Raw genomic sequence first — 24,491 nt, 5'->3', positions numbered from 1 at the left:
GTATTATCCACCGGCCATGGGTGGAAGGAAGACGATGGTATCTCCGTCCTTGAGGCGGGTGCTCCATGGCATGAATTCGTCGTTGATCGCGATCTGCAGGCTTTCGGCGGTCAGGGTGAGACCGTGTTGCTGCCGAAGTGCCTCGTAGAGGTCGGCCGGATTGGTGTGCGCGGTGCTCAATGTTTCTTCCGACAGACCCCGTTGCTCCCTGAGGAGGGCGAAGTAACGGATGCTCAGGTGGATGGTTGGCATGGCATGGTCGGGTCGGAACGGGAAATGAGATTGGCGAGGGCACCCGGTGTATCAAGATCGATCAACTGGTGGGGATGAGCGGCCTCAATCATCCGGAGCCTTCCGGAATCTTCAAGAATCTGGCGCAGACTGTGTCTTCCCGCGGCGACCGCGGCACGGATGAATGATTCGGCGGCGGGTTCGTAGATGGCGCAGAGTGGCTCGACCCGGGTGTCACCGGGACTCCGATAGGCGGTGACGGCATACGCGGGATCCCGCTGGTCGAGCAGCCGGTCAAGGGTGTAAACCTCCAGGCGGGGCAGATCCACGGCAATGACAAGGAGGCTCTCTCCAGGACAAGCAGTCATGGCGGCCAGCAGGCCGCCAACCGGACCGATGCCGGGCTCCGGGTCATCCACCCGTGCAAAACCCGAGTCCGGAAGAACCTGTTCCCGTCGGGCACAGACGGTAACCGGCAGATCGAGTGCGCGCAGGAGGGTGACGGAACGCTCAAGCAGCGTCCGGCCGTTGAGGACAATCGACGCCTTGTCCTCACCCATCCGCCGGCTTCGACCGCCGGCCAGGACAACTCCTCGAGTCGGGTTCATGGTTCGATCAAGGGATGATCGAGGTCCGGTCGAATGACGTCGGCTTTGCCCCCGGTTTTCTCGAGCAGACCGATTCTTTCGATCACGATACCCGGAGCGATGGCCTTGCTCATGTCGTAAAGGGTGAGAGCGGCCACCGAGGCCGCGGTCAATGCCTCCATCTCGACCCCGGTCCGGGATTCGGTCGAAACCGTCGCCTCGATCACCACCCGGCCGTCGGTATGCATTTCCAGTTCGACCGTGCAATGATCGAGGGGAAGGGGATGACAGAGCGGGATCAGGTCGGCCGTGCGCTTGGCCGCCATGACCCCGGCCAGGCTGGCCGTTTGAAAGACCGGCCCCTTCTTTGTCTGAAGTTCCCGCCCGTCGAAGAGTCGGGCCAGATCGTCCGGCAGGCGGACCTCCGCGATGGCTCGCGCGGTCCGCCGGGTGACCTTCTTGCCGCTGACGTTTACCATCAGCGGGCGATCCTTCGGGTCGAGGTGGGAGAGTCGGGGAGTGTTCATCGGATAAAATTCGGGTCAATCACAACGATTTCAGGTCCCTGCCGTCGCATTCCCAGCGGCTGAACCGCTCCCGGAAACTGGCCGACCAACCGGACGGCCGATGGGTTTGGCTGCTCAAGTGGCAGATGGTGCGGCGTCCCCGGGCGTAGAGGATGGCATGGTCGGGCGAGCGGAAGGCGAACCGGGTTGTGAGGGAAGCTTCTCCGAGCCGTTCGACGGAGAGCAGGATCGTGTAGTCGATGACACTGCGGATGGATTCCAGGTACTCGATGTCGAGTCGGCGGACCACGGCATAGAGATCGGGGTAGCGCTCGGGATCGAACCCGTCGGTTTCCATGATTCGATCAAACATGGCCTGCTGGGCCCGCTCCACCTGCTTGAGGTAGCGTGAATGATGGACGACGTTCAGTCCGTCGAGTTCATCAAAATGGGATCGGTTCGCGTAGGCAAAAACGCCGGGCGGGACCTGGGGAGGCGAGACAGACATCGCCCCATCCATCACCCAGTTTCCGGCGCGCCGCAAGCCAGCAGGTTTTTCCTTGGGTCGGATGGACGTTCTTTGCTGGAACCCGGGGCGCGATGAGGGCAGACTCCGGTCACTTCATGCACCTTGAAATCTTTGCCCTTTGTGACTCCGCGGCCGACTACGGCGGAAAACTCAGCCTGCTCGGCGCATTTGACGGCATATTCGCCCGCGAGGCTCCGGTCGTGCATGCCCACTGCGCGGTGGCGCTCCGCCTCCGGGTGGCCAAGGTCGAGGAAGGGCGGCACCATATCCGCTACAACCTTATCGATCCGGACGGGAAACTGGTCGTGCCTTCGATCGAGGCCAGCGTGGAGGTGCGCGTCCCGGACAGCCGGGACAGCATGGCCATCAACCTGATCGTCAATCTGCAGCAGCTCAAGTTTGAGCGTTTTGACCGCTACACCCTTGATCTGGCGATTGACGGCCGTCAGGAAGCGTCGCTTCCCGTCACCGTCGCCCAGCGGAAAAGGCCTGAGCCCCGGGTCTGACCCGACGGCGACTTACTTTTTCGTCACCAGCCAGAGGGCATGGATGATGCCCGGGATGTAAAAAAGGAGGCAGAGGATGATGTTGATAACGAGGTCCTTGCCGGCACCCGACTTGAGGAAGACAGCAACGGGCGGGAGGATGATGGCGAGGATGATGAGGAGGATCGGCATGGGGATTGGGATCGGGTTGGGTTTCGAATAACGGGTGGATTGCAAAGGGGAAATCACCCGTCGGGCAGGGGGAGAATTGTGAGGAAATGCCGGCCTGCGGCAAGCGACAAATCAGGTGACGATGGACCGTATTCGGTGCGGCATGCGACCTCTGGAAGCCTGGCCGCGAGCGCGCCTGATCCGCTCCGGATTCGGGTCTATTCAAGGCGAATTCGCAGATTCGGTGGGTTGATGATCCCTTGGGTCGCAAGACTGCGCATGTTCTTTTTGTGGGGAACCTGACGAAGGAAGAAACAATGCTGCGCGACCCTGCTTCGGTCGTGGTTCAGCCTGATTGTGGTGCATTGGTGGATGACCGCCTCAATCGTGTGGTGGCCTGGTTCTGCCTCGTCCTCGGAGCAGGCACGGGACTGGTGATGGGTATCTGGTCCTTCGATGGTCCGGTCAGGGTCCCTGCGTGGTTGGGTGATTATGGAGAGACATCCCGCCGCCTTGCCCGCCTCGGACACATTGCCTTTTTTGGCATCGGGATGCTCAACCTTTTCGTGGTGGCCGAGTTGCGCCGGATCCACCTCAGTCGGTTGCTGGCAAGAGTGGCGCTGATGGCGATGAATTTCGGCAACATCTTCCTGCCCCTGAGCCTCTTTCTTGCTGCTGGTTTTCGTCCCCTGAAATATTTCATGTCGGTTCCGGCCACCCTCGTATTTGTGGCGCTGGTCATCGTCGCCTGGGGTGTCTGTCGGGACCTCCGATCCCATGATCGCGCTGAATGAAATCCGGGTGCTGCCGGACCTCCTCCGATTGGCCGAGGGAGCCTATGGAGAGGAACCCGCCATCCAGCTCTCCGGTCGCCCGGAATCAATCCGGACTTACCGTTCGGTTAACGATCTGGCCGGCCGGGGGGGAGCCCTCCTGGCCTCAATACCGGCTGATCCGGGCGATGCGGTCATCATGCTGCTCGATTCAGGTCCGGATTGGGTTGTCACGTTTTTTTCGATACAGATGGCGGGATTGGTCGCCGTCCCGTTGCTGATGGATACACCCCGTGATCGACTTCCGGCGATCGTGCAACGAGTCGGGGCCCGCGTCGCCGTGACCGGGGGTCGGGGCAGGGGCGCCTTTCGACGGCAATCCGGATTTGTCGAGATACCCGTTGAATCGCTGCTCACGCACTCCGGCCGGCTGGATATGCCGAGGACCCGATGGCCGGAGGACCTGGCATTGCTGGCCTTCACCTCCGGCACGACGGCTCAGTCGAAGTTGGTTGAGCTCAGCCATGGGAACCTGATGGCGGATGTGCGATCCGTCCTTTCGGTCGGAACCGCCGGTCCCGGCGACTCGTTGTTGTCGATGCTTCCGCTTGCTCACCTCTTCGAGCTGACGGGCGGTCTGCTGGCCCCCTTGGCCTGCGGCGCGAGAATTGTCTACGAACCTTCGCCCCTTCCCAATCGGATCGTGCGTTCGCTTCGAGACCACGGGGTCACACATGCCCTGGCCGTTCCGGGGCTGGTCCGGTGCCTGGTTGAGGAGGTTTGTTCCCAAAGGAAAGACTTCGGCGGATGTCACGGCCTTGCTGAAACAGCGGCCTCAGTGCGGAGTGTGATCGGTCCATCCTTTCATACCCTCATTGTGGGAGGTGCCTCGCTTGGGAAGGATCTTGTCAAACTGATCCGGGGCGCGGGCATCCAGGTCGGAGTGGGCTACGGACTCACTGAAGCAGGCCCCATCGTCAGTCTGGGCCTCCTGGGTGCGGATCCGGTCGGGTCGGTCGGCCGACCACTTCCCGGAGTTGAGGTCCGACTTTCGGAAGCGGGCGAGATTCTGGTCCGCGGAGGCAACGTGATGCGCGGTTACCATCGGGACCCGGAGGCTTCCAATGCGGCCTTTGCGGATGGGTGGCTCAGGACCGGTGACCTGGGCGCCATCGATGAGAATGGCTGTCTTTTCCTGACGGGTCGTTTGAAGGATGTGATCATCTCCCCGACGGGAGAGACGTTGGATCCCGAGGAAATGGAAGCCTATTACCATCATCCCCGTTTTGTGGAGATTGCCATTGCCGGCCTCAAGGGAGCCGATGGCAATGATGAGCCGGTCCTGTTTGTGGTGCCGTCCGACGAAGAGATCGCGGACGAAATCTGTCAGGATGTCTTTTCGAAACTGCGAACCGCTGCTCCACCTCGTTTCAGGGCGTCAAGGTGGGTTCGTCTCCATCAACCTCTTCCGCGCACCGCGACGGGAAAAATCCGCCGGGCTGATCTCAGGGCGAGCGGTGGAGTCCTGCCGGGAAGAATTGCCGGGGAATGACCATGAATTCGACAGAACTGAAGTTGCGGACCGCTCTGGATGGTCTTGCCAGTCGGGACCTGTCCGGGGTGGGCCTTGATGATGACCTCGTCGCGGCACTGGGTCTGGACAGCCTGGCGTCCCTGCGGTTGCTGGCGGTGGTCGAGAAGTGTTTCGGGGTTCGATTCCCGGATGAGCGACTGGCGGAGTTCAGGACGCTTCGCCAATTGCTGACCTTCATCGCGGGGCAGACGGGAGGAAGAAAGGAGTAAAGTCATGAAGATTGGATTGATCGCAATGAGCGGGGTTCGGGTGAAGACGGTCGAACTGGCCGAACTCGGCGTCACCCTGCCCCAGTTCGTGAATCGGGGGAAGGTGATCGCCTCGTTGCCGAGCCTGGGTCTATTGACCGTGGCGGCGCTGACTCCGGCCGATGTCGAAGTGGCGTATCGGGAAATTGGAGAGTTGGCGGCGAATCAGGAATTGGAGCCTTTCGACCTTGTCGGCATCTCGTCGTTTTCGGCCCAGATCGACGAAGCTTACGCGTTGGCGGATCGCTACCGTGCGGCCGGGACGCCCGTCGTGTTGGGGGGTATCCATGTTTCCCTGATGCCGGAAGAAGCGGCCGAACATGCCGATGCCATCGTGCTGAACGGAGCGGAAGGGGCATGGCCCCGCCTGGTCGAGGATTTCCGGGAGGGTCGGATGGGGAGAGTTTACCAGGGCCTGAGGTCCGGCGTCTTCGAGGCGAACCACTATGCCCAACCCCGTTTCGAGCTTCTTCGCGGCCGGCCCTACAATCGATTGACCATTCAAACCTCGCGCGGTTGCCCGCTGAACTGTGAATTCTGCGCCGCCAGCATACGGATCACCTCGTCATTCCAGCAGAAGCCGGTCGACCTGGTCATCGCCGAGATCCTGGCCGCCAGGCAGGTGGCCGCGGAGCCGTTCTTTGAGTTGGCCGATGACAACACCTTCATCAATAAGCGATGGGGTCGGGAGTTCCTCAAGAAACTGATTCCTCTCGAGATCAACTGGTTCACCGAGACGGACATCTCAATTGCGGATGACGATGAATTGCTGGATCTCCTGGCCGAGAGCGGGTGCCGGCAGGTTTTGGTCGGATTGGAAAGTCCATCGGGAGAAGCGCTGGGCGGAATCGATCCGGGGAACTGGAAACAGCGTCGGAGCGACCGCTACCTGGAGGCGATTGAGAAGATCCAGGCGCACGGAGTCAGCGTGAACGGATGCTTCATCCTCGGCCTCGACAGCCAGGACCCGGGGATTTTCGAAGAGGTGAGGGACTTCGTCGTGAGATCAGAGCTTCTCGAGGTGCAGCTGACGGTCCTGACGCCCTTTCCCGGGACGCCGCTCTACAGCCGGCTCCAGCGCGAGGGACGTCTGCTCAGGGAACGTTATTGGGATCGTTGCACACTCTTTGACGTCAATTTCCAGCCCAGGAGGATGAGCGTGGACGAGCTCGAGAGCGGCCTGCGGTGGCTCTTTGGGGAGGTCTACAACGAGCGCGAGTTCAACCGCCGCAAACGCCACTACATGGAGTTGATCAAGAAAGGAATGCCGGCTGGCAATTGACGCCGGCCGCGACGGGAGTTCCGAGTGGTCTCCATTCAGCCGTCCAGACTCCGAAGAGACTCAAAGGGCTCCTGGAGAGAGTCGATTGCGGCGGCCCAGAAGGCCGGGTCCGCGGGGTCTTCGCCGAGGGCGTTGCGGATGAGGGCGTCGGCATCCTGGACGGTGGTCTGGCGGAGGAAGGCTTCGTAGTGCGGCAGGAAGGACGGACCCTCCGCCATGAGTCGCGCATAGAGCTTGCGGCTGAGAAGGAATCCGAAGGTGTAGGGGAAATTGTAAAACGAAAGGCCGGTGATGAAGAAATGGAGCTTGGAGGCCCAGAAAAGGGGATCCTCGCCACCCGGTTCGAGGGTGTCCCCGAGCCATTCCTGCTGGGTTTCGGTCATAAGTGTCTTGAGTCGGCCGACCCCGACCTCGCCGGTTTGCCGTTCTTCATGGAAACGACGCTCGAAGTGATACCGGATCGGGATATCCAGAAGGAAAGTGACCGCGTGACGGACTTGGGAATCAAGGACTTGCCGTTTTCGGCCAACCGGCGCGGAGGGGTCGCTCAGGATGCCTTCAATCAGGATCTGCTCGGCGAAGGTGCTGGCCGTCTCGGCCAGGGTCATGGGGTAGCTTCGGATGAGTCCCCGTTTGTCGGCCAACAGATGACTGTGGAAAGCGTGGCCGGCTTCGTGGGCAAGGGTCATGACGTCATTGACCGTCTGGTTGTAGGTCATGAAGATGCGGGATTCGCCGGACAGATTCGAGGAGGTGCAGAACCCCCCCGGCCTCTTGCCGCGCCGTGGCTGCCAGTCGATCCACTGTTTCTCCACCACGGCCCGAAAGAAGGTCCCCAATGCGGGATAGCTCCGATCGAAGGCATCCTGCACCCAGGCGCAGGCCGCCGGCCAGGAGAGATCCACCGCGTCTTTGTCGGGAGAGGGTATCGGGGCTTCAAGGTCGAACCAGGCGATCCGCTCCAGGCCCATCAGCCCTGCCCGGAAGCGCAACATGTTCCAGGCACTTTCCCTCCTCGATTTGAGGGCCTGGAAAAGCGCATCCAGGCACGGCGGGCTGATGCGGGCATCGAAGAGGGCGGGATCGAGGAAGTGTTCCTGACCTCGGCGGATTCTCAGGGTCTGCCGGGTGCCGGCCAGGCTGTTGAGGGCGGAGGCCGCCACCCGGGCGACCTGGTCCCAGGCGTGGTTGCCCCCGTCGAATGCAGCCCGGCGGATGCGTCGGTCCGGGTGGCCAAGGAGAGACCGGCGTTGCGACATCGGAAGACGTTCCCGGGTGCCGTCCGGGCGGGCCATCTCGAACTCGAGGTTGCCTGCGAGATTGTCATAGAGACGACCCCAGGCTTCAAATCCATCCACTCCGAGATCGGAGGCGAGGGCTTCCTCGGTTTCACTCATCCGCCGGGAGGCGGCTTGATGGAGTCGGGTGAGGGCGTAGCCGGCATCGGCCAGACGGGGGTCGCCGATCAATTTCTGGAGGCCCGAGGTATCGAGGAGCCTCATCCGGGCAAGGATGAGAGTCCGGGCATTGTCGATGGCGGCACCGGTAAGGGCCAGGGCCGCCTCCTCGGCGGCGTAGCCCTCATGGGCCGAATCGGCCGCGGTCAGGCAACCGAGGTAGGAGGAGAGATGGGAGCGCCGGACGGATGCGTCCTCCAGACCGAGGATCCGCTCGATCAGAGGATCAAGATCCGGATCGGTTCCCGGGATTTCGGGAGGGAAGGCGCGGTTGAGGATCCGGAGGTCCTCATTCAGGCGATCGCGGAACTGGCGGTATTTCGGTCCGTCAAACGACGGGAAGTAACTGGATAGGTCCCAATCCATGATTCGTGTATAGGAATTTCCCCTAGGTTTCAGATCGCTTGTTTACGCAATGAAGGAAGTGGTCCATCGAGGCACTTTGTATCATAAACCAAATAAAAACAATGACTTACATGATCAATTCGAAATCGAATGTCAGTTTGATGATCTACGTTTTTGCGATGGAGAGAAAGAATATCTTATAGTGGAAAATCTTAGGCTTGCAATAACCACCAACGTTCACACATTTGTAACACGTTGGGGATCGTTTCGGGAAAGTCTGATTCGACTGGTGAAATGGATCGATTGAGCCGGTCAGGTCGAGTCCGGGAACACCATCCTCCGACAGGGTTCTTTTTCCAGATCATTTTCGAGATACCGTCCCGATCCCCCTCCCTCCCTCCCGCAGGGGCGGGTCTCGTTTGTGGCCGGCCCGCTTCGGCGGGCCGGCCTTTTTTTGTGCCTGGTCAGATGTTGCCTAATAGCTGAGGTTGAGGGCGATCCAGAGGGTGCGGCCGGGCTCGTTGATCTGGGCTTGGGTGGCGTCAAAGTCGTTGGAGCGGTTGACATGGATGGCGTAGGTCTCGTCGAAGAGATTGCGCACCCCGCCGCGGACCTCGATTTGTTCGGTGACGCGGTAGCGGCCTTCGAGGTCGAGGGTTGCCCAGCCCGGGGTGGGACCGGCATCGAGACCGCTGCCGGTCATCGGGTTGTCGTCGACCCGATCCTGCGCATCGGCGAAACGGAGCATGGCGCCGACCCGGAAGATCTCAGTCACGTAGTCCAGTCCAACCGCGCCTTCGAGCGGCGGAATCTGGGCGAGAGGGCGATCCTCCGTCGTGTTGGTTCCCTCCACGTAAGCGAGTCGGGCGTTGGCCTGAAGGTTCCCGGTCAGGCTGTGGGAGACTTCGAGTTCGAATCCGATGAGGCGGGCATCAACGTTGCGGTAGATCGAGGCATTGTCGGCGATGCCGGTCGCGGTTTGGCCGTGGGCGCGGTCGCGCAGAATGAAATCACTGACCCAGTCCCCGTGGATTGATCCGGCGATCAACCATTTTGCGGATTCGTAGAGGAGCCCGGCCTCTGCCAGATTATGGGTTTCCAGTTCGAGGCCGGGATTGCCGACCCAGCGCATGGCCGGCGCACTGTTGTTCGTGCCGATGAACCGTTCGGTCGTATCGGCATCGCGCAGGCTTCGTTGGGCGGCGGCGTAGGCCTTGAAGCCCTTGTCGCCGATCCTGCGCTCGTAGCGGAGGAGAGCCCCGAGGCCAATGACCGGATCCCGCTGAGCGCTGCTTCCGTAGTACATCTGGTAAAGCCTATTCGGACTCATCATCATGCCAGGGGGATCGAGATCGGTTGTCCCGGCCGAGGCATCAAACCGATCGCCTCGCAGCCCGAAGAGCAGATTCGAATCGGGGTCCGGACTGAACTGATATTCGGTGAAAACGCCGACAGTCTGTCTTTCGACCTCCGGCCACATATAGGAATTGACCGTCGTCGGGATGGTGCCCGCCGGTCCGCTGTAGCGGGTGGCGTCGGCCTGGATCTGTTGGAAATTGAAACCGGTCTGAATCTCGCCGGGTCCGGCCTCGATGCGGGTATTGAGCCGTGCCGTCCAGGCCGCCGTCTCGGATGGGACGAACATCCACATCATGCCGGCCGGGCGCAGCGAGTAGTTGTCCATGGTGTGGGCGACCTCCGCATAGCCGCTGTCGAATTCAATCGCCCGAACCGCTCCGCCGGTCGGCTGGTGGCGCAGGCGCAGGCGAAAGATGTCACTGGTGCTTTCCGGTGAGTCCATCGCAGCGCCGGCGAAGAGGACGTCGAGCGCGCGGGTGTGCTCGGCGCCGATTTCGATCCGCGTTTCCGCCTGCGGGGTATAGGCGCCGATGAAGGAAAGGCCGTCCTGCCGATAGGCGGAGCGGACCTCGTTGCCGTCGCCGTCGACATAGTCGTCGGCTGAGCGGGTCGTGCCCAGGATCCGGGCCTGCCAATCTTCGGTGCCGGCCGCGGCGTCGACGGAAACAAACCAGGAGTCGGCGTTGTCCGTGTATCCGGTGTCCAATGACAATCGTGCCCTTTCGCCTGATTCGAATCGCTTGACCGACCGCTCAAAGAGGACGGTGCCCCCGGTCCCGCCGGGTCCGTAAATGAGGGTCTGGGGGCCTTTCAGCACCCGGACGGAGTCATAGAACTCAACCGGGGCATAGGAGGTGGCCGGATCCATGTGATTCGGACAACCGCCCTGGATGGCAGCGCCGTCGAGGAGGACGGTGTTGCGTTCGTCCTTCTGGCCGCGGATAAGGATGTCAGTGCCGTGTCCGCCCATCCGGGAGCCGGAGAGACCGGAAAGGCGGCCGAGGTATTCCCCGCCGTCGGCGGAAGGAGTGTCCTGTTGGCGGAAGACGTCGGTTCGTCCCCAGATTTCAAGTTGGGGAAGCGCGACCGGGTCGGCTGGGGAGATGACCTGGGCAGCAATGGGAACGGCGAAGGAGACGGCAAGCGTGAGAAGCGTGGTGGAGAGAGCGAAAGAATTCATGGTGGTAGTGGTTGTGTATTCAGGACCCGGTCCCGAAGTCCGTCTTCCTCGGGTGGAGGACCGGGAGTCGGCTGGGGACGTTGAAGCAAACTGCCGCAGACGGGCAGGAAGGGTCCACCTGTCGCGGGTGGACCTGCGGAGACCGGCGCAGACGGCGCGGTCAGATCACTCGGGGCGGCGGTTTCGGGGGAGCACCGCGAGCAATTCCGTGTGTCTCGGGAACAGGGATGGCGGTCCGTAGCGGACGTGAAGCAAGGGAGATCTCTGTCCGGCCTTCGACCAGACCGAGAAGGATCTTGGCGGCCGGGATTTCCGCGGCGGACGGCGTATCCGACTGTGTCCCTTCGGCCTTTTCGATCTCGGTGGCCAATCCGCAGAGCTCACCGCGGATCATGGCCAGAGCGATCGCGGCCACCTCATCGGAATGCGTCGAAGCCGCGGCCAGGAGGCGCGACCCCACGGAAAGGTGAGCAAGCAGGCCGGGCGCAATCGAAGCCAGAAGCCAGGAAAAAACCAGGCTGACCACGGCAATCGATCTGAATGGGGTCCGCAACACGGGGTGGATCTTGAGATTGGCTCGCAGCCGTCCGCAATCCCAATTTTGGATCAATCAGGAAAAGACGATAAACTTTGTGTTACAAAGTTTATCGATCAACGCACCTTGGCGTAGACCAGGCAATCGCGGGGTTCGGGTCCAATGGTCGGGGCGATATGGCCACGCTTGGTCACCCCTTCGAACATCATGCCGGCTTTTTCCATGACCCGGGCCGACCCCGGGTTCTCCGTGTCACAGAAAGCGGTGGCCCGGTAGATGCCGGGCTGGGCGAGGGCCCAGTCGACGAGAAAGGAGAGTGCCTCGGTCATCAGGCCTTTGCCCCAGTGGGCTTTGGCCAGGGCGTAACCGAAATGGGCCTTGAAACCCTCGATCCTCAGGTGGATCGAGCCGATCGGCTCGTCGGCCTCCTTGAGGCAAAGCATATAGGCAAAGCTCTTTCCTTTCTCCCATTCCTGGATGGTGTGGTGGAAGAAACGCTCCAGGGGAAGCAGCTCCTTGTAGGGTTTCCAGGTAAGGAAACGCGTCACTTCCGGGTCAGTCGCATAGGCCCCAAAAACGATGGCCGCATCAGAAAGCCGCGGCTTGCGGGCCCGGAGATGGCGTGTCTCGAACTGACCAAGGGGCAGAAGTGATTTCGTCATGTGCGGCTTCAGTCGATCTTTTCGTCGAGCATCGCAAGAAACTCGTTCTCGGTCATTCGCACCTGTGCCATCGAGTCGCGTTCACGGACGGTGAAGGTGCCGGTTTCAAGACTCTCGAAGTCGACCGTAGCGCACCAGGGGGTACCGATCTCATCCTGGCGCCGGTAGCGGCGGCCGACCGCACCGGATTCGTCGAAGAAGACGGCGTAACGGCGCTGGAGTTTCCGGTAGAGGGCGCGGGCCATGGTGACCAGTTCGGGCTTGTTTTTGACGAGGGGCAGAACCGCCACTTTGACCGGAGCAATCCGCGGGCTTAGTCCGAGAACAACCCGTTTGTCTCCTTCGACCTCCTCTTCCCGGTAGCCGGCGCAGAGGACGGCGAGCAGGATGCGGTCGACGCCTACGCTCGGCTCGATGACATGCGGAATGAACCGGCTCTTGGTCACCTCGTCGAAATACTCCATCGATTTTCCGCTGGTCTGCTGATGCTGCGTGAGGTCGTAGTCGCCGCGGGCGGCGATCCCCTGAAGCTCCTGCTCGCCGAAGGGGAACTTGAACATGATGTCGATCGTGCCCTTTGAATAATGGGAGAGTTTTTCCTTTGGATGCTCATATTCGCTGAGCAGGGATTCATCGATGCCGATGCTGGTGAACCATTCCCGGCTGCGGTCGATCCACTCGCGGTGGATCTGTTGCCAGTCAGCATCCGGAGCGATGAAATACTCGATCTCCATCTGCTCGAATTCCCGCGATCGGAAAATGAAGTTCCGCGGATTGATTTCGTTGCGAAAAGCCTTGCCGATCTGAGCGATGCCGAATGGGAGCTTCACTCGACCGGTGTCGACGATGTTCTTGTAGTTGATGAAGATCCCCTGGGCTGTCTCGGGACGTAGGTAGGCGATCGAGGATTCATCGCGCAAGGCCCCGACATGGGTCTGGAACATCATGTTGAATGACCTTGGCGGCGTCAGGCTGCCGGGTTCCCCGGTTGCCGGCGATGGGATGAGGGCGATCTCCTCCTCGGTCGCCTCGGTCATGTCCCGGGGGCGGACCGGCTCGAGTGTGCCTTGGACGCCCTTCTTCCTTTTCAGGGTTTCGGCCGCCTTCTGGAGATCCTCCCCGGTGGTTTCGTTCTCCATTGCAGAGACGCAACCGATCATCGTGCCATCGACCATGACCGGGGCGAAGAAGAGCTGGTCGGCCCGGTAGCGCTGTTTCGACACCTTGCAGTCGACCAGCGGATCGGTGAAATTGTCGATATGGCCCGACGCCTTCCAGGTGGTCGGGTGGTGGATGATACTGGAGTCAAGACCGACTATGTCGTCGCGGCGGTGGACGAAGTCCTTCCACCAGGCGTCCTTGATATTGCGCCGCAACTCGACGCCGAGGGGGCCGTAGTCAAAGAATCCGTTGATCCCGGAGTAGATCTCCGACGATTGAAAGATAATGCCCCGGCGCTTGCAGAGAGCGACGAGGGTTTCCATGAGGTTTCCCGTTTGTTCGGCCTTGGCCATAAGGCGTTGTTCAATGGCCGAGGCGCTCCCGCGGGTCAATCCTCCGGTTTTTTCTCCGCCGGATCGCCTCGGCCCGCCCGGGACCGTCGGCGCCAAGCGACCGGCAGCGCGGTAAGTTCCCATGCATCAGTGACCTGAGATGGCAGCTCGCTTCCCCGGGCAGATGGGACGAACGGGAGAAATGATTTGCCAATGGAAATCCGATGTCGTTTTCCTTTCTGTTCGTTTCCATTTATCAAAGCAATTTTTCATCATGACTGAACTAGTAGGCAATTGTCTGATCGGACAGTCGGGTGGCCCGACCGCGGTCATCAACGCGAGTATGGCCGGTGCGATCACCGAGGCCCTGAATCATGAGTGTATCGAGGAGATCTACGGTTGTCTCAACGGTGTGCTGGGTATTCTGAACGAGGAGTTCATCGATCTGGCCGATGAATCGCAACAGACCATCCGGGCGCTCCGTTACACTCCGGGGGCGGCCTTGGGCACCTGTCGCTACAAGGTGCGCAACGAGCAGGACTACGAGCGCATACTCGAGGTCTTCAAGGCGCATAATATCCGCTATTTCTTCTACGCCGGCGGCAACGATTCCCAGGATACGGCCGCCCGTGTGGCTGAGCTCGCCATTGAGCAGGGCTACGAGCTGCGGGTCATCGGCATCCCGAAGACGATCGACAATGACCTGCCGATCATCGACCACTGCCCGGGCTATGGCAGTGTGATCAAGTTCATCAGCACGACCGTCCAGGAAATGGCCTGCGACCATGAGGCCATGGGCCAGCATGACCTCGTCTCCATTCTTGAGGTGATGGGACGCAGCGCTGGTTGGATCGCGGCGGGGGCCTCCCTCGCGAAGCGCCGCGACCATCCGCACGATCCCCCGCACATCATCCTTCTGCCTGAAGTCCTCTTCTCACCCGAGAAATTCCTCGAGGATGTCCAACGGGTCCTCAAAAGGGAAAAGTACTGCATGGTTGTGGTGGGTGAAGGCCTGATTGACACGGACGGCAATTATATCACCACCTCGTCGGTCGCCACCGATGCGTTCGGACACGTTCAGCTGGGCGGAGTCGGGGATTATCTGCGGGGCCTGGTCGAAGCCAATCTCGGGATCAAGGCCCGGTCGGCCAAGCCGGGCATCAGCCAGCGGGTGGCCGCGCACTGTGCCTCGAAGACGGACATGGATGAGGCTTATCTGGCGGGTCAGGCGGCGGTTATTGCCGCGGTCGGCGGAGAATCCGGCAAAATGGTGACGCTCCTGCGGGGCGACGCGGACCAATACGTCTGCGAGACGGGTCTGGCGGATTTGCATGAAGTGGCCAACGGGGTGAAGAAACTGCCGGCCGAGTGGGTCAATGAGGACGGTATCAGCATGAATTTCCAGTATCATCGCTACGCTCTTCCTTTGATCCAGGGCGAGGTTGAGATCCCCTATGTGCATGGCGCACCGCAGTTTGCCCGCCTGCAGAAACGGCGGGTCGATAAGGTGCTCTCCTCCTACGCAATGTAGTCCCGCCGTTCGGGCGGACAGGCCGATCGATCTTGAGGGGCGCACCTTGTGCGCCCCTTCTTTCCTACCACGCGTTTCCAAGGGGCCCGATTGTTCCCGGGTTATCCGGCAGGCTAAGCATGTGGGATTTGGGTTTGCCGGCAGGACGTGCGCCCCTATGGTTCGGCTCGCGTGATCAGGCCAACTTCAGTCGCATGGGTTCCGAGGGATCTCCACGGTTTGAGCAGCAATGGACGTCTTCTCGACCTCGCTGAAGACGCATTGGGTGGTCTGCAGGACTCGAGCCCGATTCTCGATGACACCGCGGCATTGCGGCAGAGGATGACCTGCGACAACTACCTCTACATCCGGGGGTTCTGGACCCTCGATGAGGTGGTTGAAGGGCGCAGGCTGATGATCGAACGCATCGCGGATCGGGGTTGGCTCGATCCCTCACGGCCGCCGGAGTCGCTCTGGGTGCGGCCGGGACTGGATACGGCTCCGATCAACGCTTCGTCCCGGATTCATGGGGACCTTGCGAAGGACAACCCCGGGCTGAAACGCTTTCTTTTTTCGGGTCGTCTCCGGGAGTTCTGGGAAAGGTTTCTCGGTGGACCCATGCTTCACTTCGACAATGTGAACACACGGGTGACTGCTCCGGGTCAGGCCACCTTTCCCCATTGCGATTCAGTGTATATGGGACGCGGCACCCGGAATCGTTTTACCGCCTGGGTCCCTTACGTCGACGTGCCGGTGGAAAGGGGCGGGTTGATGATTCTAGAAAATTCCCATCTTTCGATGCCGATCCAGGAGCGCTATGCGAACCGGGATGTCGATGAATACTGTGAGAACCGGCCCAATGCTGCGGCCTATGCGCGGGCGGATAGGCAATGGACCGGTCAACTGGCGCGGGATGCCCATACCCTGAGGCAGAAGATCGGTGGCCGATGGCTGACCGCTGACTTTCAGGCGGGGGATCTTCTCGTCTTCACCCTCTTCCTTGTCCATGCCTCGCTGGACAATCGTTCGCAGCAGTTGCGCCTGTCATCCGATTCCCGATACCAGCTCGCCTCGGATCCGGTTGATGAGCGGCATATGGGGCCGAACCCCGCCATGCACGGACCGCGGGCCAAGCGGGGGAGGATCTGCTGAGCGGATCTGGCGGTAGCGGTCGGATTTCAGAATCGGTCCCCGGAAGTCGGATCGTCGGATTCTTCGGATTCGGGATTACGGCCCGGGGGTGGTTCTTCGGTAGGCAGAGCTGTGAGCAACGCGATGAGCTCCGAATTCCCGGGGAACGCGCGGGCACCCCTTTCCAGCAAGGCCAGATCCCCGGAGCTGGGCCCGACCGCCGAGTGCGACCACAGCGCGACGGCAAGCTGGAACGCCATCTCCATCTTGGGATCAGCCTGCAGCACGCGGTTGAGGGACGAGAGGATGTGGCGGGTCGTCTCTGCGTCGAGAAGTCCCTCGGGTCTCGTTTCCCGGAGGGCGGCTCGGTAGCGCAGGCGTGCCATTTCGTAGTTGGCGCGAGGTCGAAGATCCGGATCGGTCAACGCCAGTTCCTCAAAGGTGCCGGCAGCGTCGGCCGATCGCCCTTCGGCCACATAGAGCAGACCGAAGGCAACCTTGATGCCGTTCGTTTGTCCCCAGGCGCCCAGCGCTTCCGTAAGCAGTTCGCGGGCTTTTCCGAGGTATCTCCTGTCGGGAGGAATGCCCACATCGCCGCGGGCGAGCGCGATGTAGCTTTCACTCAGGATTCGTGCGACCTCGGCCTGCGAGGCAGGCCGGACCTCGATGGCGGATTCGTCTGCGGTTTTCATCGCATCCGGAAGGTCGATTGTCCGCCTGGAACGCCACCAGACGTTTTTATAGGTGCGAAGGGTCCACGAAAGATCGTCGAAGCCGATTCCAAAGCTGCGCTTGAGCACTTCATCCGAAAGGCTCTGTCGGCTGGCGAGTCCAACGAAGCGCAGGAAGGTCTCTCTTCGGATGCCTCCGTCGCTGAAAAACCCCCAGTGAATGAAAAGCGCGGACAACCACTCAAAACGGTCGCGTTCCTCTTTCGCCTGGAGGCGCATCCTGTCCAGTTCCGCCGGGGTTGTCTTGAGAATCGCTTCGATCGGGACCGGACCGGGCGCGATCCTTTGGGGGCCGTGCAGCGTGAGGCTGTCCCCGACCACATTGCCGTTGCGCAGCAGGTACTTGAGCCCCTCCAGATACCATGCGGGCGGCTCCGGGCGGACCAGGGTGAAGGTGGAGATGAGGTGCGCGGCAAGCGGGGAGTTGGCGCCGGAGCGCCGTCCCTTGACCACCACATCGGTCGTCGCTCCGGAGACAAAGGCATGGAAGCAGTCTCCCTGGTCGAAGAGGGCGAAATCAATGGGCTGCCCTGGGCGGACCCGGGTACGGAATTTGGCGATGACTTCGCGATCGTCGAGAGGCTGGAGAACGAGAACGTTGGGAATTGTCTGGTTTATCCGGAGCTCGTCAGGGATGAAGAGCGGCGCGAACCGCTGGTCCGCTTGCATCCGTTGCGCCACGATCCGGGTATCGACCTCGTCGATGACCGAGAGAATCTCGTAGCCGTCGATCCGCACATAAGTCCATGGCCGCACTTCATTGACTTCAAACGGCTCGAGAACAAAGATGTTCGACGCGTCGACAGCAACCGCATCGCCGACCCGGGCGATGGACGGTGTCTGAGCCAGACCCGGCCACGAGGCGAGGGAGGTCAACAGAATGAACCGATGGAATAGCCCGATGCGTAGTGACATTTCTGACCGCAAGCCGGTTGCAGGGATTTGGGCGCAAGCTGTTGGATGGCGTCTTCCTCTGCCTGCTTTGACTCCGTGTCAACCTGTTCAACCGCTGAAACGAAGCGGATTCCTCAAGCGCCTCGTCCTGTTGGCCGGATTGACGGGCGTCCCGGGTGGCCTGATTGCTGCCGGACCCGAGCTGCTGGTCACGGGTATCCGGAAGGCGCAGGACGAGGCCAACCGCTGGGCCTACACACAGATCCAGGTGATGAAGGATATCCATGGTGAGATCATCGAAGAACGGATCATCCGGGTGGATCCGTCCCAGGCCTTTGATCAGCGACAGCGCCTCATTTCGATCGATGGCCGTGAACCGACCGAAAAAGAGCGTGGGAAGTTCCAGAAAGAGCGGGAAAAGGACCGGCTCCGTCGGGAACGTGAGGCCTGGAAAGGTTCGAAACTTGAAGACAGGATCCGTCTGGATGAGGCCGTTGTCCTCTCGCGGAAAGGGAAATCAATCGTCTACGAGGTTCCGCTCGTCTCCAACGACGATAACCCCTATCCGGCGGGGAAATTCCAACTGTGGATCACCATGGATTCGGAGAGAGAAGAGATCCGGGAGGTTTCTCTCCGCCTGCGCGAACACATCCGGGCGGCCCTGGTTGCACGCATCGACCGGGGCGAATTGTCCGCCCGCTTCAACCCGGTCGACCCGACCTATCCGGCTCCGGTGACCGAGCTCCAGGTGGCGGGTGCCGGGACCATCCTGTTCTTCCGGGTGGGTGTCAGCCGTGACGAGCGCCGGACGGAATTCAAACGGGTCACTCCCTGGGACGAGCGCTTCAGCGTCGAATTCGGCGAGTTGGAATTTCTCGGGTTCTGATTGCTGCATTGGCAGAGGCGGTGGGTGGTCTTTGCCCGGTGGAGGCATGGCTGGCAATTCCGGGCTGACAGCGCGGCGGTTTCGGCCAGAATGTGCGGGCCTATGAACACCGAAGAACGGATCACCCGTCTTGAGGAAGCCTTCACCCATCTGCAGGAGCATGTGGGCCAGCAGGACAAGGTCATTCTCGAACTGCGGGAATCCCTCGATCGGATGCGCCGGGAATGGGACACCCTCCGGCGGTCGGCACGTAGTGAGACCGGCCAGGAATCGCCTCCCTTCGATGAGCGTCCACCGCACTACTGATCGTCCGGGCCACTCGATTCGGCAGATTCGAAACGTCTCCGGGTTGAAATTCCGGAGATTTCCTTTACACTTGGTTTATCGGCCGTCGGGGGTCTTCCGCTCCCGTCGAAAATGGTGGGCGGCGGCGTCCGGCGGGTTGAAGAGAAAAAACCTCAAACCCGAATCAAAATGCCTGCAACCATTGAAATGGACAAGTCATTGGTCCCCGCTCTTCGGATGTCCGAGGCGTTGCCCAATACCCACGACCAGGGATCCGGAAACCTGCATATCCTCTATGGCGATCACTACCACCCGATCGGCTATCTGGTGGAAAAGATTGGGGTGGACGACCCGTGGGACAGCCTGGATCCCCGCTTCTTCCTGACCACTTCCCACGCCGAGGCGATTCGCCTGCTCGGCACCGCGTTCAAGGATCTGCCGAGGGCGGAAGCGGTGGCGGGTTGAGCAGACCGGTCAGTGCCCGGATTTCCGCGGTTGGTTGACGGCGAGGAGCTGCGCGACGGCGGCGGATAGACGATCGAGGGCGGCCCTCCGCTTTTCGGTTCCCGCTTCGCTGCGCCGGAGCGCGTCAAAAGATCCGGCCAGTCCGCGCTTCTCGCTTTCGGACAGCATCGGGAGAAGCCCTCCGGCTGCGGCATCCTTCGTATCGACTTCAAGGATGCCCCGTTGGGCATGGGTCCGCCCGGCCACGACGGCATGATGGAGCCGCGCCCGGTTGAGGAGGACAAACGGGAATTGGAGGTTGCGGGTCGGACCGCAGCGCAATCGACGGCCGCCGAGGGGTTGGTGAAGGATTTTGATCTCGGCCAGTTTGTCGGACGAGAGATAGCCGAGCGTTCCGCCGATCAGGCCCCCCACCACCGAACCGGTGAGAAAGGAGGCGCCGAGGAGGGCGGCATCGGCCATACCGCCGAGGAGGGCTCCCCCGATCGCTCCGACCGTGACCAGGTCCCGCCTGGTCAATCCGAAGGCGAGCCAGCTTTCCTTTGAGAGCAGATCGGTCTCGAGAAGCTGCATTTCGGCCTCGCTGCGTTCGATCCCGGGATGCCCGTAGATCGACTCAACCTCGGCCCGAGCCCGTCGTTCTATCCGCCGAAGATGGGCCCGGTAATTTTCCTCGAGTTCTGCCGTGTAGCGGGTCGGATCGTCGTTCTTGGCGATGTCCCGGATCTCCTGATGACTGAGGGCGGATGCGATCATTTCGGCCATGACCCGGGCCGAGTCCTGGAGCTGCCGGTCACGGTCGGCGATCAGGGCCTGGACCGCGCGTTCCAGCGGCTCCCGCCAGGATTCCTTCAGTTGCCCGAAAGCCCGGAGTACCTCGATCTGCTGATCGAAGGGCGCCCGCATCACGTCAAGCACCCGCACCACCCGAAAGAACTGGCCAAGGGCATTCGTCCATGCGTCGACAAAGCGTGGAGTCCCGATCGGGTTGATCACGGCCATGCTCGGCTGACCGGTCCAGCGAAGGATCTCCATCTCGGCGTCGTACTCCGGTCCGTAGGGGGCGGCTCCGTCGACCACATAGATGATCCCGGCTCCCTCTGCGATGGGTTTGAGCAGTTCGTATTCATCACGAAAATACTCGTGACCGGCATGTTCGCGAACAAAGCGCTCGACCACGGCGGGGCGGGAAGCGGTGCCGTCCTCATGCCGTTTCATCCACTCCAGGGCCGCCCGCGCCCTTTGGAATCCCGGCGTGTCGGCCAGTTCGTAGAGGGTTTCCCCGGCTACCCGCATGGGGAAACGGCGTGTCCGGACGGTCGTGCCCGGTTCGGCCCCGATGGCCACACTCGGGTCGCGGGCCAGGGTGGCGACCAGGCTGGACTTTCCCTTGTTCGGGTGACCGACCACCGCAAAGACCGGTGTATTCATGATACGGTTACCTCCGGGACGGTACCGAGGCTCAACCAGGGGTCACCAACCGCGCGGATCTTCGCCATCCAGATGGCGAGCTGCTCCGGGGTGCCGCCCGTCAGGCGGGTCTCCGAATCCACCCCGATCGGCAGGACCACGATCGGGGTCCGGGCGGGCAGGGCGGCGCGGAGGTCTTTCAGGAAGTCGACCCATTCCATCAGGGGCGGCTCCCAGGCTTTGACCAGAAGACCGAGACCGGTCGCGTGGCCGAGTTGATCGGCGAGGATTGCGCCGAGGCGCCGGTCCTGGGCGGTTGGAGACGAACCTCCGGCGGCATGAACCGCGATGGGTCCGAACGCCCGCTCAAGCATCCGGGCATCGACCGGAACCGCGCTCCAATTGATCAGGGCGCCGAAGGTTTCCGGCCGGTTCGCCGTTGAAAGGGTGGGCGCAGGAGAGGACAGTCCGGACCTCCCGGTCTCGGGATCGTCCGAAGTGGTCTGGACGTGAGCCTGGTGCATGCGGTGGATCACCGGCGACAGGCCGGGAAGGGAGGTCAGTGTGAGCCGACACGCAGTGCTCAGCCGGGCCCGTGCGATCGTGTAGGTGAAAACCCTCGGAAGTAGGCCGTAGACCAGCAGGGTCAGGACCATGAACGGCCACCAGGCCCCGAGTCGGGCGGCCTCTTCGGGATTCAGGACCGCCTCGGCCGCCCTGAAGTAGCGGGAGTCGAGGATAAGGCCGATTGAGGGATCGGCCGACTCAAAGGCCCAGGCCCACGGCGTTGCCAGTGTTGAGGTGAGCCGGTGCACCGTGGCGGCGTCCGCGACCGGGTCGCCCGATGTCAGGGTGGTGCTCCAGCCAAAAGCCAGATCAGTGAAGAGTATCAGGCTGAGCGCGGCGCTGAGGGCAGCCACCTGGAATCCCAGCGCAAAGAGCTGGGACCAGCGCAGAAGGGTCCATTTATGGATAGCGCTGAAAAGTGTCTGCTGGCGGTGGGCCCGGCCGCTGACCTGCTCCCAGGTCTGCCGGAACCCGGTCGGCAGGAATCGGACGATCCCTGCGGCGAGCCGACCCGGACTGAGCCCCCGGGACAAGGCGGCGGCGGCGGCGCCACCCGGAATGCGGGTTGTCACGCTGGCGGGGAGGGCCGCGACGAGGAAGGGCAGGAGAAAGAGGGCCGGGAGGAGGACAAGAACGCCGAGTATCCCGATCGTGTTGACCCTGCCGGAACCATCGAAAAAGAAGACCCCGAAGGCAGCGCTCCAGCCGAGGAACAGCCCGAGCCCGGTGATGATGGTGCCGCACCAGGCCATACCCTGGTCCACCTGCTGATGCAGCCGGCGCAGGGCGGCATCCTCCCGGCAAACCGCTTCAACCCAGCCCAGAGTGGCTTCCAGGCGGCTTGCCGCAAGGGGCATGTGCAGTCCGATCCGGCGGTCCCGTTGGGCCACCTCATCCGCCGGTCGCTCCTCATCCCGGTCGAGGATGGCGGAAGCCGTCGCGACATCAGCGAGGGAGGGACGGGAGGCTTGGGCGGCGGACATGAGGATCCGAGCATCGGCCATCCGGGCAGCCTTGGCAAGAAGGGGACGAAGCCGGCCTAGAAGAGGCCCGGGAAAAGGATCCCGAGTTCCGTGCGGTCACGGACGACGGAAAAGACCGCCAGTCGGTTTCGGGCTCTCGCCGGGTCATTCAGGCAGAGGGCGCCGCCCAGGATTTTCCGTTTGGGTTCCCCTTCCGTGGTCAGTGGGAACCGCTCTTCGAGCGAACAAGCAAACTGCGGGAAGGTTGAAAAACCGGTTTTCCTCATCTCGGCCAGGCTGAAAAGCCGGAAGCAGCCGCTGCGACCCGGGGCCACTTGCCGCATCAACTCCACCGTGAGCCGCCCCATGGTATGCCGGGGATTGATTTCGACGACCGGTTTGAGACGAATTCCGCCGTCCGCTGCGCGGTAGAGAAAGGCGTCGATCCCGATGGGACCTTCGTAGCCGTGTCGCTTGACCTCGGATTCGAGTCGGCGACGAATGGTCTCAAAGAGCTCGTGGATCCGATCGGGGTTGCCGACCTGGTCACGAATCGCCCGGGTCACTTCCGGAGGGAGGCGGCGGTGGTGCCTGGGGTGGGCCCAGTTGCCCCGGAAATGGCCCCGATGATCAGTGATCAGGCCGGTATGCCCGCAGAGCCGGAGTCCGTCGGTCTCCGCCTCCATTTGTATTGAGAAATCAATGACGCGTTCAAGCCACGGCTCGATGACCAGGGACAGCCCGGCCCGGAAGGCGTCTCCCATCCATCGGGTCTGCGCTTCGGTCAGAGCCGGCTCCCAGAGGCGGACGGCATTCCGTCCGGCCAGGCCGAAGGCTTCCTTGATCACAATCCGGTGATGCCCGCGGTGCCGGATTTCCGCGATCGCCGACATGGCCTGCGCGATTGAGGAAACAGTCGTCCCGACCGCCTCGACGGGACAGAGCCAGGGAACGGGCTCCGTTTGAGCGAGGATCGACCGGAGGAAGCCGGCACTCCAGGATTTCGAATACATCTCCGTGATGCCTTCGTGAAAGGATTCCGCCGGGGTCCGGGCTTTCTTTCCGATCAGACCGGAGAGGGGTTCGAAAAGACGGCGACTGTGCGGGCCCCAGGCCCAGGGGCGGAATCCGCCCAGTTTGCGATCGGCCAGGGTCCGTTCGAGCGATTCCGGACGTCCGTCGCCCTCAATGAATTCCGGGAGGGCAAAACCGGCCCGCTTGATCGTGCGGAGAAAGGCAATGGAGGGTTGCTCCCTGACCAGGACGATATCGTCCTGCCGGCAGAGGTACTGCGGCAGGGTTTCGAGATCGTGAACCAGATGCTGTCGGGAATTCGAGGTCGAGACGCTGTCGGGTCGGGCGAGGAGGCCTTCTTCGAGCGGATTGAAGATTGTCACTGTCGGAGTCCGCCCTTTTGAGCGGGCGAAGACTTCGAGGCGGGTGATGAAATCGGGGTCGAGACCCGCATCGCGCCGGCCCTCAACATTGAATCCGATCCCCTTGGCCCGCTGCGGGGAGAGTGGGAATTTGAGGTGGCGGCAGAACGCCTCCCAATCGCTCTCATCGGGATTTTTCCAGCGGCGGAACCATTTCAGGCCGTAGGCGACATGGCCGATCTCATCGCGGTAGATCCGGTCGAGCAGTCGGCCGGTGACGGTGTCGCCGACCGTCAGGAATCCTTCGGCATAGTGGCGGCAGAAATCGAGATTGGCCTGTTCGAAGGTCAGGCAGAGTCCGGCCACGTAGTCGACCGGGTTTTCCATCGTCGCTATCGAGTTCCAGAAATAGCCGCTGACCGGCAATTCGCCGAAGGTGACGCCGCAGGTCTTCATCCGCTTAAGATAGAGCCGGGTGTGCCTCTGCTCGTCCTTCAGGGTCTCGAAAACTCCCTGGCGAAAGGCGGCGGGCGCATCGGGAAATCGGAGCAGGACGAGGGCCATCAACTCGGTGGCCAGCAACTCGTGGTTGGCGAAGAAGTGAAGGAGCCGTCCGCGTTCCGATTCCTTTTCCAACCGGTTCAATCCGGGGAAGCTATCCCGTCCTTCTCCCCGGGCCTTGAAGACCAGTTCCTTGGGCCGGCCGGGCATGGCGGGAACGGCCAGAGCGCTTCCGGGGCGGTCGTCCGTGACAGATCGGGGAATGAGGAGCTTCTGCTCCAGGTCGGTGGAGAAGAGAACTTGCTCGGCGAACTCACGCAGTTCCATTTCCCATCC

The 24,491-nt window shown here is 61.8% G+C and carries 24 protein-coding genes; 10 read left to right on the top strand and 14 right to left on the bottom strand.

The window, feature by feature from the left end; all coding sequences use genetic code 11:
• Positions 1–3: 3 nt before the first annotated feature.
• The 4 genes from R3F07_00625 to R3F07_00610 are packed head-to-tail and all read right to left on the bottom strand — an operon-like array spanning position 4 to position 1,832.
• Positions 4–252 carry a MoaD/ThiS family protein gene (locus tag R3F07_00625; protein MEZ5274864.1) on the bottom strand — a complete coding sequence of 83 codons (249 nt, stop codon included), beginning with the start codon at positions 250–252 and terminating at the stop codon, positions 4–6.
• Complete coding sequence (locus R3F07_00620; protein MEZ5274863.1) at positions 234–839, bottom strand: molybdenum cofactor guanylyltransferase; 606 nt, start codon at positions 837–839, stop codon at positions 234–236. Before R3F07_00620 ends, R3F07_00625 begins: the two co-directional genes overlap by 19 nt.
• Entirely contained in the window at positions 836–1,345 is a 510-nt protein-coding gene (moaC, locus tag R3F07_00615; protein ID MEZ5274862.1) for a cyclic pyranopterin monophosphate synthase MoaC, read from the bottom strand. Before moaC ends, R3F07_00620 begins: the two co-directional genes overlap by 4 nt.
• A 19-nt stretch (positions 1,346–1,364) precedes the next feature.
• Positions 1,365–1,832, bottom strand: coding sequence for a hotdog domain-containing protein (locus tag R3F07_00610; GenBank protein MEZ5274861.1), 468 nt, complete (start codon positions 1,830–1,832; stop codon positions 1,365–1,367).
• A 116-nt stretch (positions 1,833–1,948) separates the two neighbouring features.
• On the opposite strand from R3F07_00610, the gene R3F07_00605 reads away from it, so the two are divergent.
• A complete protein-coding gene (locus R3F07_00605; GenBank protein ID MEZ5274860.1) occupies positions 1,949–2,359 on the top strand; it encodes a hypothetical protein in 411 nt (136 codons plus the stop codon).
• 12 nt (positions 2,360–2,371) lie between these two features.
• Here the strand turns inward: R3F07_00605 and R3F07_00600 are convergent, their stop codons facing one another.
• Positions 2,372–2,530 (bottom strand): YqaE/Pmp3 family membrane protein, encoded by a 159-nt coding sequence (locus R3F07_00600; protein MEZ5274859.1) that lies wholly within the window; start codon positions 2,528–2,530, stop codon positions 2,372–2,374.
• Between the two features lie 296 nt (positions 2,531–2,826).
• On the opposite strand from R3F07_00600, the gene R3F07_00595 reads away from it, so the two are divergent.
• From R3F07_00595 to R3F07_00580, 4 genes are read left to right on the top strand one after another with little or no spacing between them, the layout of a single operon-like run.
• Complete coding sequence (locus R3F07_00595) at positions 2,827–3,303, top strand: hypothetical protein (protein ID MEZ5274858.1); 477 nt, start codon at positions 2,827–2,829, stop codon at positions 3,301–3,303.
• Positions 3,287–4,834 (top strand): class I adenylate-forming enzyme family protein, encoded by a 1,548-nt coding sequence (locus tag R3F07_00590; GenBank protein MEZ5274857.1) that lies wholly within the window; start codon positions 3,287–3,289, stop codon positions 4,832–4,834. Before R3F07_00595 ends, R3F07_00590 begins: the two co-directional genes overlap by 17 nt.
• Positions 4,835–4,836: 2 nt before the next feature.
• Positions 4,837–5,085: an acyl carrier protein gene (locus R3F07_00585; protein MEZ5274856.1), complete on the top strand. Its 249-nt coding sequence runs from the start codon at positions 4,837–4,839 to the stop codon at positions 5,083–5,085.
• A 4-nt stretch (positions 5,086–5,089) separates the two neighbouring features.
• On the top strand, positions 5,090–6,406 hold the full coding sequence (locus R3F07_00580) for a radical SAM protein (GenBank protein MEZ5274855.1): 1,317 nt from the start codon (positions 5,090–5,092) through the stop codon (positions 6,404–6,406).
• Positions 6,407–6,441: 35 nt separating this feature from the next.
• Here the strand turns inward: R3F07_00580 and R3F07_00575 are convergent, their stop codons facing one another.
• The 5 genes from R3F07_00575 to R3F07_00555 form a co-directional block, all read right to left on the bottom strand.
• On the bottom strand, positions 6,442–8,229 hold the full coding sequence (locus R3F07_00575) for a M3 family oligoendopeptidase (protein ID MEZ5274854.1): 1,788 nt from the start codon (positions 8,227–8,229) through the stop codon (positions 6,442–6,444).
• A gap of 454 nt (positions 8,230–8,683) precedes the next feature.
• Positions 8,684–10,747 (bottom strand): TonB-dependent copper receptor, encoded by a 2,064-nt coding sequence (locus R3F07_00570; GenBank protein ID MEZ5274853.1) that lies wholly within the window; start codon positions 10,745–10,747, stop codon positions 8,684–8,686.
• A gap of 160 nt (positions 10,748–10,907) precedes the next feature.
• A complete protein-coding gene (locus R3F07_00565; GenBank protein ID MEZ5274852.1) occupies positions 10,908–11,303 on the bottom strand; it encodes a hypothetical protein in 396 nt (131 codons plus the stop codon).
• Positions 11,304–11,398: 95 nt separating this feature from the next.
• Complete coding sequence (locus tag R3F07_00560; protein MEZ5274851.1) at positions 11,399–11,944, bottom strand: GNAT family protein; 546 nt, start codon at positions 11,942–11,944, stop codon at positions 11,399–11,401.
• 8 nt (positions 11,945–11,952) lie between these two features.
• Positions 11,953–13,458: a glycine--tRNA ligase gene (locus tag R3F07_00555; protein ID MEZ5274850.1), complete on the bottom strand. Its 1,506-nt coding sequence runs from the start codon at positions 13,456–13,458 to the stop codon at positions 11,953–11,955.
• Positions 13,459–13,711: 253 nt separating this feature from the next.
• On the opposite strand from R3F07_00555, the gene R3F07_00550 reads away from it, so the two are divergent.
• Both R3F07_00550 and R3F07_00545 read left to right on the top strand, forming a co-directional pair.
• Positions 13,712–14,968 carry a 6-phosphofructokinase gene (locus R3F07_00550; GenBank protein ID MEZ5274849.1) on the top strand — a complete coding sequence of 419 codons (1,257 nt, stop codon included), beginning with the start codon at positions 13,712–13,714 and terminating at the stop codon, positions 14,966–14,968.
• 219 nt (positions 14,969–15,187) lie between these two features.
• The gene (locus R3F07_00545) at positions 15,188–16,099 is read left to right on the top strand and encodes a phytanoyl-CoA dioxygenase family protein (protein ID MEZ5274848.1); all 912 of its coding nucleotides are present in this window, start codon (positions 15,188–15,190) and stop codon (positions 16,097–16,099) included.
• Between the two features lie 26 nt (positions 16,100–16,125).
• Here R3F07_00545 and R3F07_00540 read toward each other — a convergent pair whose 3' ends face one another.
• A complete protein-coding gene (locus tag R3F07_00540) occupies positions 16,126–17,724 on the bottom strand; it encodes a hypothetical protein (protein ID MEZ5274847.1) in 1,599 nt (532 codons plus the stop codon).
• Positions 17,725–17,791: 67 nt separating this feature from the next.
• Here R3F07_00540 and R3F07_00535 point away from each other — a divergent pair, with 67 nt between their 5' ends.
• The 3 genes from R3F07_00535 to R3F07_00525 all read left to right on the top strand — a co-directional run bounded on the left by R3F07_00535 (position 17,792) and on the right by R3F07_00525 (position 19,339).
• Entirely contained in the window at positions 17,792–18,589 is a 798-nt protein-coding gene (locus R3F07_00535) for a hypothetical protein (GenBank protein ID MEZ5274846.1), read from the top strand.
• Positions 18,590–18,691: 102 nt separating this feature from the next.
• A complete protein-coding gene (locus R3F07_00530) occupies positions 18,692–18,895 on the top strand; it encodes a SlyX family protein (GenBank protein MEZ5274845.1) in 204 nt (67 codons plus the stop codon).
• Positions 18,896–19,063: 168 nt separating this feature from the next.
• Positions 19,064–19,339: a hypothetical protein gene (locus R3F07_00525; GenBank protein MEZ5274844.1), complete on the top strand. Its 276-nt coding sequence runs from the start codon at positions 19,064–19,066 to the stop codon at positions 19,337–19,339.
• A 9-nt stretch (positions 19,340–19,348) separates the two neighbouring features.
• Here R3F07_00525 and R3F07_00520 read toward each other — a convergent pair whose 3' ends face one another.
• Genes R3F07_00520 through R3F07_00510 form a run of 3 tightly spaced genes read right to left on the bottom strand, consistent with a single transcriptional unit; the run spans position 19,349 to position 24,482 of the window.
• Positions 19,349–20,770 carry a GTPase/DUF3482 domain-containing protein gene (locus R3F07_00520; GenBank protein MEZ5274843.1) on the bottom strand — a complete coding sequence of 474 codons (1,422 nt, stop codon included), beginning with the start codon at positions 20,768–20,770 and terminating at the stop codon, positions 19,349–19,351.
• Positions 20,767–22,299 carry a DUF2868 domain-containing protein gene (locus tag R3F07_00515; protein ID MEZ5274842.1) on the bottom strand — a complete coding sequence of 511 codons (1,533 nt, stop codon included), beginning with the start codon at positions 22,297–22,299 and terminating at the stop codon, positions 20,767–20,769. The genes R3F07_00520 and R3F07_00515 overlap by 4 nt, the downstream gene beginning before the upstream one ends.
• A gap of 56 nt (positions 22,300–22,355) precedes the next feature.
• Positions 22,356–24,482 carry a DUF455 family protein gene (locus tag R3F07_00510; GenBank protein MEZ5274841.1) on the bottom strand — a complete coding sequence of 709 codons (2,127 nt, stop codon included), beginning with the start codon at positions 24,480–24,482 and terminating at the stop codon, positions 22,356–22,358.
• Positions 24,483–24,491: the final 9 nt, after the last annotated feature.

The organism is Opitutaceae bacterium (assembly GCA_041395105.1).
Classification (GTDB): Bacteria; Verrucomicrobiota; Verrucomicrobiia; order Opitutales; family Opitutaceae; genus B12-G4.
The sequence above is the reverse complement of the archived record's forward strand: the minus strand, read 5'-3'. Positions and strand labels throughout refer to the sequence as shown.